Consider the following 10703-nt stretch of genomic DNA (forward strand, 5'->3'; position numbering starts at 1 on the left):
ATCATGCCTATTTTAAACGTTAATCATGTATCAAAAATTTATGGAACGAAACAAAAATTTAAAGCACTACACGATATTAACTTTTCAGTCGATAAAGGAGAATTCGTTGCAATTATGGGACCATCTGGTTCAGGTAAGACAACCCTCCTTAATGTTATCAGTTCAATTGATAGCATTTCAGGCGGTACTGTAGAAATCAGTGGCAATGAGATAAACCAGTTATCTAATAAAAAATTAGCACAATTTCGTAAGAAAGAACTTGGTTTTATTTTCCAAGATTATAGCGTTTTACCTACATTAACAGTTAAAGAAAATATTATGTTGCCATTATCTGTCCAAAAAATGAAAAAAGATGAAATGGAAAAAAACTATCAAGACGTCACAGAGGCACTTGGTATTTATGATTTAAGTGATAAATATCCTAGTGAAATTTCTGGAGGTCAACAACAACGTACAGCTGCTGCACGTGCTTTTGTACATCAACCATCCATCATTTTTGCAGACGAACCAACAGGTGCACTTGATTCAAAAAGTGCACAAGATTTACTTCATCGCTTAGAAGATATGAACAAACAATTTAATAGTACGATTATTATGGTTACCCATGATCCTTCAGCAGCAAGTTTTGCACAACGCGTCATTATGTTAAAAGATGGCGATATTCATTCAGAAATTCTTCAACAAAGTAAAACAAAATCTAAATTTTATAATGAAATCATTCAATTACAATCAGCCCTAGGTGGTGTGGCAAATGACGTTTAATCAAATTACATTAAAGAATTTAAAAAGTAATATCAAACATTATGTATTATATCTTTTTTCATTAATCTTAAGTATCATCTTATATTTTAGTTTTGTCACATTACAATACACACATAGCTTAAATAATGGTTCATCAAAAATAATCAATCAAGGTGCAAAAGTTGGTTCAGTTTTTTTATTCATTACGATTATCATTTTCTTAATGTATGCGAACCATCTATTTATTAAACGTCGTACACGTGAATTTGCATTATTCGAACTCATTGGACTAACACGTGGTAACATTCTTAGAATGCTTGCTATCGAACAAATCACTTTATTTATTAGTACAGGCATTATTGGCGTCATCGTTGGTATTTTAGGTTCAAAATTATTGCTTTCAATATTAATAAAACTGATGCATTTACACATTCATGCGTCTATAGGATTTGAAGTAACTGCTTTAATTCAAACAATTATCATGCTAATGTTAGCGTTTATTCTAATTATGTTAGAAGATGCTATCTTTTTAAAACGAAGAACCATACTTTCTATGATGAAAGACAGTATGAAAACAGAGGCAGTAAAAGCGAAAATCACCACGCCAGAATGTATTGCTGGTATTCTTGGACTCATAATGATTATGTTAGGTTATTATATGTCTACAGAAATGTTTGGTAAATTTCAAGAATTAACAATGGCCTTATTAACGCCGTTTATTATTTTATTCTTAACTGTAGCAGGCGCATATTTGTTTTTCAGAAGTTCAGTTTCAATTATTTTTAAATCTTTAAAAAAATCAAAACATGGTCGTGTCTCTATCACTGATGTCGTCTTTACATCTTCGATTATGTATAGAATGAAGAAAAATGCGATGTCTTTAACTATTATTACAGTCATTTCAGCAGTTACAGTAACAATCTTGTGTTTCGGAGCAATTAGTAAAGCAAATGCTGACTTTAATATTCAATCATCTTCACCTCAAGATATTAACTTTACTAAAGTAAAGATGGCCCAACAATTTGAACATCAACTTAACCAACACGGTATACCATATACAAAAAAAACGTATGAAAATGCCAATACCCATATTATTGAAAATGATGTCATTAAAAGTAAAACGGGTAACGCAATGCAAAATGAAAGTATATCGATTATGGCTGATCCTCATATCAAAGGTAATCACGCTACAATTACAAATTTACAAGGTCCACTTTCAATGATGTTTAATGTTCAAATCCATAAAGATTTAAAACTAAAAGGGCAACAAGTAAAGACATTTTATGTAGATAAAAAAGATTTAAATGAAATCATTCCAATGGATGCTTCATTGGGTGGACCAGTACTTAAAATCAGCGCAGATAACTATAATGCTTTAAAAACAAAAAATCAACTTACACATCATTATGGTTTTAATATTAAGCATCATAGCGATCTTTCAAAAGCTGAAACATTAGCTAAAAAAGGAAAACAAAATGTAGTTTTAAAAAGTGAAAACAAAAAAGCAATTGATGAAAGTAATGGCATTCTTATATTTGTCACTTCTTTCTTAGGTCTTGCATTTTTAGTGGCAGCTGGTTGCATTATTTATATTAAACAAATGGATGAAACTGAAGATGAAATAAACCATTATCGTATTCTGCGACGTATTGGTTTTACGAATACAGATATGATAAAAGGACTAGCTTTAAAGATTATATTCAATTTCGGTTTACCATTAGTGGTTTCTTTACTCCATGCCTTTTTTGCAGCAAACGCATTTATGATGTTAATAGGTAATTATACATTGACACCTATCTTCATTGTCATGGTTATCTATTCACTTGTATATCTGATATTTGCAGTTATTTCGTTCATTCATTCAGAACGCATCATTAAAGACGCCATTTAAATAATAGATTGAAAGGAAATGTTAAAATGACTATTAAAGAAATGATTCAACACGCATATTACGACTTATTAAGTTTAAAAGTAAATTGGTTTAATGGTATCATGTTAGCTCTGATAGTATTAGTTGCTAGTAGTATTACAACGCCATTTATTGGTGTGCCGGTAGGCTTACTTGGCGGTGGCTATATTTTGAAAAGATACGAAGAAAACAAACATTAGAATTAAAAAAAGAAGCTCAAAATGAATTGAGCTTCTTTTTTTTTATTCAACATTATATGCATCTAAAATTACTTTTAATAATTTTTTAATATAAGCTTCATTAAGGACGTTAGGTTTAATCAATATATTGAAATAAATCGGTGAAAAAATTAAATCAATAAATAAATCTTGGTCCGCTTCGTCAATATATTTAGAAATAATGGTCTTCAATATTTTACGATTGCTATCAAAATAACCTTTCATAAATATGTCACGTGCTTCAGATTGTTGATAACTAATTAATATTTCAATCACAGCACGACCTAAATGAGTTTGATAAATATTCATAACTCTTATTAGAAAATGATACAATTCATCGTACATCGTTTTATAATCATTTTCAAAAACATGGATTCGACTGACAAACATATCGACAATAATAGATGATTTATCTTTCCAACGTCTATAAATCGTCGCTTTAGAAACACCTGTATTTTCAGAAATTTGATCTATTGTCATATCTCTAAAATAAGTAGTTTCTAATAACTGATCAATTTCTTTAAATATTTTTTCATTGATTGTTGGATCTTTCGGTCTTCCAGCCATCTTTTCTCCTTCTTAAACGTGAAATAAATTCTACAATTTCAAAGATAATTACTGCACTAATAAACCATACAACAAAACCAACCAAAATACTAAGTAACCACTCATGTGTAGAATATAACATTGCCCATGTTGCTAAGATACTACATAATACACCTGTCATACCAAAAACTGCACCTCTACTAACATGTTTGGCAACGACATCTCCATGTTGCATACCAGTAATAAATAAAGAAACAAGAAATACTGCAGGTAATGTTGCAAAAACGCCACCTAATTCTTTCCAAGGTAGCATAACTGAAATAATATAACTTAACATAACAGCTAAACCACCCACGAGAAATTTGATAAAAGTTAATTTCATTAAAAAATCCTCCAAATATTAAGAAATGTGTCGTACCGCAAAAATAGCAATTGAAATGACTAACCAACAAATAAATGCAAACGCTGTACCTTTTTTATAATCTCGTTTATTTATATAAATCGACGTAATAAATACTGTAATGATGCAAGAAATAATACCTATTATAGCTCCTGAACTAAGATGTATCGACATTTGAATCAGCTGTTCTCCTCGATGATCTATGGCTAAAGCAATAATAGCTGCTAGGTAGACTGCCGGCATAGTCGCAATAATGCCACCCATTTTTCCTCCTACTTTCTCAGCCATAATCGATGCAAAGGCAACAGCGATACCTCCAATCACAAAATGAAGTATCGCACTTGAAATTGATATTCCGAACACATGAAACCCTTCTTACCTTAATTATTAAACGATACGTTTCGTTTAATAATATTGTAATTCTATTTTTAAACTATGTAAATATGAAATAAAGAATCCATTATTATAAAATAGGTGACAAAAAAAGAACAGGATACTGAATGCAACATTCATTCTACCTGTTCTTTTAGTCATTAACGTTTATATAGTTTTATTTTAATTTCATAATAATCCTCGTGATCTTTATCACGATGCTCAACATGAATACCCGAGTCTTCAATGGCTTGAATACTCTTACCAACTTCATCACGTGCTTGTGTCAAATCTTTAGAAAATTGGAATGTTTTTGCTTTTACTTTTTCAGGGCCTAATTTTTGTTTCACACGAGCTTCTGTCTGTTTGACATTCAATTTCTGAGCAATAACTTGTTCAATCAATTGTTCTTGATCCGCTTCTTTTAAGGATAATACTGCGCGTGCATGGCGTTCTGTAATTTTACCTTCACGTAATCGTACAATTACTTTTGGTGCTAATTTAAGTAAGCGTAATTTATTAGCTATAAAACTTTGGCTTTTTCCAAGACTTTGCGCTAACTCACTTTGAGTGGTTTGTCCAATTTCAAGTAACTTTTTATAAGCTTCGGCTTCTTCTATTGCAGATAAATTTTCACGTTGGATATTCTCAATAAGGGCCACTACAGCAGTTTCTTCATCATTCATATGACGAATAATGACGTCTGCTTTAGATTGATGCAAGGATTGTAATGCTCTAAATCGTCGTTCACCTGCAATAATTTCATACATATTCTCTTCTATAGGTCGAACGACAATGGGTTGTAATAACCCATGTTCTTCTATCGACTCAGCAAGTTCTGTAATTTTACTTGAATCAAACACTTGGCGCGGTTGATAACGGTTAGGTACGATACGCTCTATTTGAATGGATTCCACACTTGAATGACGATTTTCTTCAATATAATCAACGATGTCTTCTTTATTTTTTAAACCAAATAGTTTAGAAAAAGGTTTTTTCATTGTCCATTCACTCCTCTTAAAATCAATTTTAACATGAGTAACCGAAAAATTGATTAATTTTCTAATAAAGGAGCTTTATTAGGTGTACCAGGTTTTCTAGGATATTTTTTAGGCGTTTGACGGCGCTTATCAACTATAATCATTTGTCTTTCACCTGCATCTTCTGGTAAATCAAATGTGTAAGAATCACTAAACGCTCCACCTAAGATGCTTATACCAAATTGTGCTTCTGCTAATTCTTCTTCACCTTTTGCAGACTTTAATGCAATAAACTGCCCGCCTTTTTTAACTAACGGCAAGCATAACTCACTTAGAACAGTAAGTCTTGCCACTGCACGTGCTGTTACCACATCATATGTTTCTCTATTGACACCTTTACCAAATGTTTCTGCTCGATCATGAACAAAACTTACTTGTGTTAATCCAAGTTCAACTGCTAAATGATTTAAAAACTGAATACGTTTATTTAATGAATCGACAATGGTTACTTTCAATTCTGGAAAAACAATTTTTAAAGGAATACTTGGAAATCCAGCACCAGCCCCTACATCACAAAGTGTTAGTGGTTGATTAAAATCATAGTAAAATCCAGCTGTAATAGAATCATAGAAATGTTTCAAGTAAACTTCATGCTCATCAGTAATACTTGTTAAATTCATTTTTTCATTCCATTCAACAAGCAAACGATAATAGGTTTGAAATTGTTGTTGTTGTTGTTCTGTTAATTCAATCCCTTGCTCACTTAACGCTTTTGTTAACCATTCGATGCCACTCATTAATTTTTCACCCTTTGTAATTTACCTTGTTCTAAATATACAAGTAAGATAGAAATATCTGCAGGATTAACACCTGAAATACGTGATGCTTGCGCAATATTTAATGGTTTAACCTCTGCTAATTTTTCTCGTGCTTCAGTGGCTAAACTATCCACTTTACTATAATCTAAGTCTTCTGGAATTTTCTTTTCTTCCATACGTTTAACTTTTTCAACTTGTTGTAATGATTTATTGATGTAACCTTCATATTTCGTTTGAATTTCAACTTGTTCTTCTACCGCTTCTGGTAACTGATGTGTTTCTTCTAATATCTCTAAAATTGTATCATACGTCATTTCAGGACGACGCAATAAATCAATGGCTAAGATACCATCTTTTAAGCGTGAACCACCATGAGCTTCAATCACAGATTGCGTATGTTCATTTGGTTTAATACGGATATTTGATAAACGGTCAATTTCATCTTGAATTTGTTGACGTTTATCATTAAAACGTGCATAACGTTCTTCAGAAATCATGCCTAAGTCATAACCAATATCAGTTAAACGTAAGTCGGCATTATCATGACGTAATAATAAGCGATATTCAGCACGAGAAGTCAATAAACGATAAGGCTCATTCGTTCCTTTTGTTACTAAATCATCAATTAAGACACCAATATAAGCATCTGAACGACTTAGAATTTTTTCGCCTGTACCTAATACTTTACCTGCAGCGTTAATACCTGCCATAATGCCTTGACCTGCTGCTTCTTCATAACCAGACGTACCATTAATTTGCCCTGCAGTGTATAAGTTTTTAATCATTTTAGTTTCTAATGTTGGCCATAATTGTGTTGGCACAATCGCATCATATTCAATCGCGTAACCTGCACGCATCATATCTGCTTTTTCAAGACCCGGAATAGTAGCTAACATTTGGCGTTGAACATGTTCAGGAAGACTGGTTGATAAGCCTTGCACATAAACTTCATTCGTATTACGTCCTTCTGGTTCTAAGAAAAGTTGATGACGTGGTTTGTCATTGAAACGTACAAATTTATCTTCAATAGATGGACAATAACGTGGGCCTGTACCTTTAATCATACCTGAGTACATAGCTGATAAATGTAAATTATCATCAATGACTTTATGTGTACGATCATTTGTATACGTGAGCCAACAAGGGAGTTGGTCTAAAATGTATTCGGTAGTTTCAAAACTAAACGCACGACCAACGTCATCGCCAGGTTGAATCTCAGTTTTAGAATAGTCGATGGTTTTAGAATTCACACGTGGCGGTGTACCTGTTTTAAAACGCACAACTTCAAATCCAAGTTCTCTTAAATTATCAGCTAATGAAATAGATGGAAGTTGATGGTTTGGACCACTTGAATATTTCATATTACCTAAAATGATTTCTCCACGTAAAAATGTACCTGTCGTGATGACTACAGCTTTCGCATGATACTCTGTACCTATATTCGTACGTACACCTTTAACTTCATCATTTTCAATCAATAATTCGTCTACCATACCTTGCATGATATCTAAGTTATCTTCATCTTCAATGACACGTTTCATTTCTTGTTGATAAAGCACTTTATCAGCTTGAGCACGTAATGCACGAACTGCTGGACCTTTACCAGTATTAAGCATACGCATTTGAATGTGTGTTTTATCAATTGCTTTAGCCATTTGGCCACCTAATGCGTCGATTTCACGTACTACTATTCCTTTTGCTGGGCCACCGACTGATGGGTTACATGGCATAAAGGCGATATTATCTAAGTTAATGGTTAACATTAACGTTTTAGCACCACGTCTTGCTGAAGCTAATCCCGCTTCAATTCCAGCATGACCGGCACCAATAACAATTACGTCATATTCTTGAACCATTGAATTGACCTCCCTATTTTTTCCTTAATTATTATTATTCATTTTAGACTACTGACCGTCTTAATTTTTATTATTTACCTAAACAGAATTGACTAAATAGCTGATTAATTAATTCATCGCTTGCTGATTCTCCAATAATTTCTCCTAATATTTCCCATGTACGAGTTAAATCAATTTGAACCATATCCATAGGAATACCAGCTTCAGCTGCATCAATAGCATCTTGAATTGTTTGTCTTGCTTGTTTTAAAAGTGAGATATGTCTAGAGTTTGAGACATAAGTCATATCTTGATTTTGTACTTCTCCACCAAAGAACAAATCTCTGATTTGTAATTCTAATTCGTCGATACCTTCTTGTTTTAACATTGATGTTTGAATAAGTGGTGTGTCCCCTATCATAGTTTTAACTTCTTCAATATCTAATCGACGTTCTAAATCTGTTTTATTAACGATAACAATAGCATCTTCATTTTTTATTACTTCATATAATGTACGATCTTCTTCAGTTAAAGGCTCGTTATTATTTAATACAAAAAGAATTAAATCCGCTTCACTTAATGCTTTACGTGAGCGCTCTACGCCTATTTTTTCTACAATATCTTCAGTATCACGAATACCTGCTGTATCAACAAGTCTTAATGGGACACCACGTACATTAACGTATTCTTCTAATACATCTCGAGTTGTTCCAGCTACTTCAGTGACAATGGCTTTATTATCTTGAATAAGATTATTTAGCATTGAAGATTTACCTACATTCGGTTTACCGACAATCACTGTAGATAATCCTTCTCTCATAATCTTACCTTGAGTTCCCGTTTCTAATAATTGATCAATTTCATTTTTAATTTTTTTAGACTGCGCAAGTAAAAATTCCGTTGTTGCATCTTCAACATCATCATATTCTGGATAATCAATGTTCACTTCAACTTGGGCAAGAATTTCCAATATCGATTGACGTTGTCGTTTAATTAAATCACTCAAACGACCTTCAATTTGATTCATTGCAACTTTAGAGGCTCTATCCGTTTTAGAACGAATGAAGTCCATGACTGCTTCTGCTTGAGATAAGTCAATTCGACCATTTAAAAACGCACGCTTAGTATATTCGCCGGGTTCCGCCATTCTAGCGCCATGTGTCATGGTAAGTTCTAGTATGCGATTAATTGTCAAAATACCCCCATGACAATTAATTTCAATAATATCTTCACGTGTAAAGGTTTTTGGTGCACGTAAAACTGAAATCATCACTTCTTCTACAACTTCATCTGTCTCAGGATCTATAATATGGCCGTAATTAATAGTGTGTGATGGAACATCTTTTAATTTTTTCTTTCCTTTATATAACTTATCGCCTATTTCAACCGCTTCTGGACCAGACAACCGTACAATACCAATTGCACCTTCTCCCATTGGAGTTGAAATACTTGTAATTGTATCAAAATCCATTATCCATTCTCGCCTCCCTAGTTAAGTAAAATTTCAATATAATATTGTAATAAGTTTCTAATTAAATTGCGAATATATTGTTTTATAACCTACTGGTTAGTCTTCGGTTTGTCTAACATTAGACTTCCGTTAGTCTAACTTTACTTAATTCTCTTATTAAATACCTTTGCTACTTTCAATACATGTTCTAAACTGCCTTGAATCTCTAAAGTTGACATATTTTTAGCAGGTTGTCTCGCTATTACAATAATATCTTTTGAAATCATATCTTGCTTATGCACTTTAAAATTTTCTCTAATGGCACGCTTAATACGATTTCGAGTTACAGCATTTCCGATTTTCTTAGAAACGCTAATGCCTAAGCGAAAATGTTCATACTCATTGTTTAATGTATACACAACAAATTGTCTATTGGCTACAGATTTTCCCTTTTTATAAATTTTTTGGAACTCACTATTCCTTTTTATACGATAAGCTTTCTCCACGCTTAAATCACTCGCTTACATTGTTCTTTATGTTACATTCATCTATTAAAATGTGTGGGTTTAAAACGAAAAAAAAGACCACTGAGAAGTCAGTGATCTTATGCTGATAAAACTTTACGGCCTTTACGACGACGACGCGCTAAAACTTTACGGCCATTTTTAGTGCTCATACGTTTTCTGAAACCATGAACTTTACTATGTTTACGTTTATTTGGTTGATAAGTACGTTTTACCATGCAAAACACCTCCATCTACATATTATATCTCGTTCACTAAATCTACTTCTAATGAACCTGACTATTTTAATAGATAAATGATAATTGTTAATATCAAATAATTTTGATTTAATTCGATTTTATCTAGTCATAATTCAAGCAACTACTACAATATAACAAATTACCATTTATAAAGCAAGCAGCTTTTGAAACCAATTAATGAATTTCAAGACGCTCTTTTAGTTATATCACTTTTATTTTTTAATATTTATACATTTCATTGATTTAGTAGTTTCTCAATTTTATACATATTTAATACACGTTTATAAATTATTTCCCAAACCTGTTATAGTACATTAAATTATGGTATCATTTTTTATCCACTTATTCACATATAGTATTTAATTTTTTGTGGATAATCAATAGCATATTCACAGATTTATACCAAATTTACAAACATATTCACAGCCATTTGACATCTATTGCAGTTAAAAAGTATAATTATGTGGATAAGTCGTCTGAATCATTTATCTTATAGGATTTTTTTATAAATTCTATACGTGTTTTTACTGTGTATAAATCATAGCATATATAAAGTTATCCACCGAATGTGATTAACTTGTGGATAATTATTAACATGCTGTGATTATTTTTATCCACGCTTATAAAAACTGTGTATAAGTCTTAAATTTATAGAAAGATGGAGTTTATAT

12 protein-coding genes are annotated in these 10703 nt (G+C 32.1%); 3 read left to right on the top strand and 9 right to left on the bottom strand.

The annotated features are described in order from the left end of the window. The first annotated feature begins 3 nt into the window (after positions 1–3). From MHI13_RS11055 to MHI13_RS11065, 3 genes are read left to right on the top strand one after another with little or no spacing between them, the layout of a single operon-like run. The gene (locus MHI13_RS11055; protein ID WP_019834700.1) at positions 4–762 is read left to right on the top strand and encodes an ABC transporter ATP-binding protein; all 759 of its coding nucleotides are present in this window, start codon (positions 4–6) and stop codon (positions 760–762) included. Beyond that, positions 752–2632, top strand: a complete 1881-nt coding sequence (locus tag MHI13_RS11060; protein ID WP_049434328.1) for an FtsX-like permease family protein — start codon at positions 752–754, stop codon at positions 2630–2632. The genes MHI13_RS11055 and MHI13_RS11060 overlap by 11 nt, the downstream gene beginning before the upstream one ends. A gap of 26 nt (positions 2633–2658) precedes the next feature. Next, positions 2659–2850 (top strand): VraH family peptide resistance protein, encoded by a 192-nt coding sequence (locus MHI13_RS11065; RefSeq protein WP_017175632.1) that lies wholly within the window; start codon positions 2659–2661, stop codon positions 2848–2850. Positions 2851–2892: 42 nt separating this feature from the next. Here MHI13_RS11065 and MHI13_RS11070 read toward each other — a convergent pair whose 3' ends face one another. The 9 genes from MHI13_RS11070 to rpmH all read right to left on the bottom strand — a co-directional run bounded on the left by MHI13_RS11070 (position 2893) and on the right by rpmH (position 10011). Further along, on the bottom strand, positions 2893–3435 hold the full coding sequence (locus MHI13_RS11070; protein WP_017175630.1) for a TetR/AcrR family transcriptional regulator: 543 nt from the start codon (positions 3433–3435) through the stop codon (positions 2893–2895). Next, positions 3401–3796 carry a DUF3147 family protein gene (locus tag MHI13_RS11075; RefSeq protein ID WP_017175629.1) on the bottom strand — a complete coding sequence of 132 codons (396 nt, stop codon included), beginning with the start codon at positions 3794–3796 and terminating at the stop codon, positions 3401–3403. Before MHI13_RS11075 ends, MHI13_RS11070 begins: the two co-directional genes overlap by 35 nt. A gap of 18 nt (positions 3797–3814) precedes the next feature. Continuing rightward, a complete protein-coding gene (locus tag MHI13_RS11080) occupies positions 3815–4177 on the bottom strand; it encodes a DUF3147 family protein (RefSeq protein ID WP_019834696.1) in 363 nt (120 codons plus the stop codon). A gap of 170 nt (positions 4178–4347) precedes the next feature. Continuing rightward, the gene (noc, locus tag MHI13_RS11085) at positions 4348–5187 is read right to left on the bottom strand and encodes a nucleoid occlusion protein (RefSeq protein WP_017175627.1); all 840 of its coding nucleotides are present in this window, start codon (positions 5185–5187) and stop codon (positions 4348–4350) included. Between the two features lie 53 nt (positions 5188–5240). Further along, positions 5241–5963: a 16S rRNA (guanine(527)-N(7))-methyltransferase RsmG gene (gene rsmG, locus MHI13_RS11090; protein WP_070548204.1), complete on the bottom strand. Its 723-nt coding sequence runs from the start codon at positions 5961–5963 to the stop codon at positions 5241–5243. Next, positions 5963–7840 carry a tRNA uridine-5-carboxymethylaminomethyl(34) synthesis enzyme MnmG gene (mnmG, locus tag MHI13_RS11095; RefSeq protein ID WP_049419851.1) on the bottom strand — a complete coding sequence of 626 codons (1878 nt, stop codon included), beginning with the start codon at positions 7838–7840 and terminating at the stop codon, positions 5963–5965. Before mnmG ends, rsmG begins: the two co-directional genes overlap by 1 nt. 70 nt (positions 7841–7910) lie before the next feature. Further along, complete coding sequence (gene mnmE / locus MHI13_RS11100) at positions 7911–9290, bottom strand: tRNA uridine-5-carboxymethylaminomethyl(34) synthesis GTPase MnmE (RefSeq protein WP_070443555.1); 1380 nt, start codon at positions 9288–9290, stop codon at positions 7911–7913. A gap of 140 nt (positions 9291–9430) precedes the next feature. Continuing rightward, on the bottom strand, positions 9431–9775 hold the full coding sequence (gene rnpA / locus MHI13_RS11105) for a ribonuclease P protein component (protein ID WP_070548207.1): 345 nt from the start codon (positions 9773–9775) through the stop codon (positions 9431–9433). A gap of 98 nt (positions 9776–9873) precedes the next feature. After that, positions 9874–10011 carry a 50S ribosomal protein L34 gene (gene rpmH, locus MHI13_RS11110; RefSeq protein WP_000240855.1) on the bottom strand — a complete coding sequence of 46 codons (138 nt, stop codon included), beginning with the start codon at positions 10009–10011 and terminating at the stop codon, positions 9874–9876. Between the last annotated feature and the right edge of the window lie 692 nt (positions 10012–10703).

It is taken from the genome of Staphylococcus sp. FSL K6-0223 (assembly GCF_038008285.1).

Excerpts from the sequence above, each read along its gene's own strand:
- MHI13_RS11055 (WP_019834700.1), top strand. The coding sequence starts at position 4 with ATGCCTATTTTAAACGTTAATCATGTATCAAAAATTTATGGAACGAAA.
- rsmG (WP_070548204.1), bottom strand. The coding sequence starts at position 5,963 with ATGAGTGGCATCGAATGGTTAACAAAAGCGTTAAGTGAGCAAGGGATT.
- MHI13_RS11075 (WP_017175629.1), bottom strand. The coding sequence starts at position 3,796 with ATGAAATTAACTTTTATCAAATTTCTCGTGGGTGGTTTAGCTGTTATG.
- MHI13_RS11065 (WP_017175632.1), top strand. The coding sequence starts at position 2,659 with ATGACTATTAAAGAAATGATTCAACACGCATATTACGACTTATTAAGT.
- mnmE (WP_070443555.1), bottom strand. The coding sequence starts at position 9,290 with ATGGATTTTGATACAATTACAAGTATTTCAACTCCAATGGGAGAAGGT.
- rpmH (WP_000240855.1), bottom strand. The coding sequence starts at position 10,011 with ATGGTAAAACGTACTTATCAACCAAATAAACGTAAACATAGTAAAGTT.
- MHI13_RS11060 (WP_049434328.1), top strand. The coding sequence starts at position 752 with ATGACGTTTAATCAAATTACATTAAAGAATTTAAAAAGTAATATCAAA.
- noc (WP_017175627.1), bottom strand. The coding sequence starts at position 5,187 with ATGAAAAAACCTTTTTCTAAACTATTTGGTTTAAAAAATAAAGAAGAC.
- MHI13_RS11070 (WP_017175630.1), bottom strand. The coding sequence starts at position 3,435 with ATGGCTGGAAGACCGAAAGATCCAACAATCAATGAAAAAATATTTAAA.
- mnmG (WP_049419851.1), bottom strand. The coding sequence starts at position 7,840 with ATGGTTCAAGAATATGACGTAATTGTTATTGGTGCCGGTCATGCTGGA.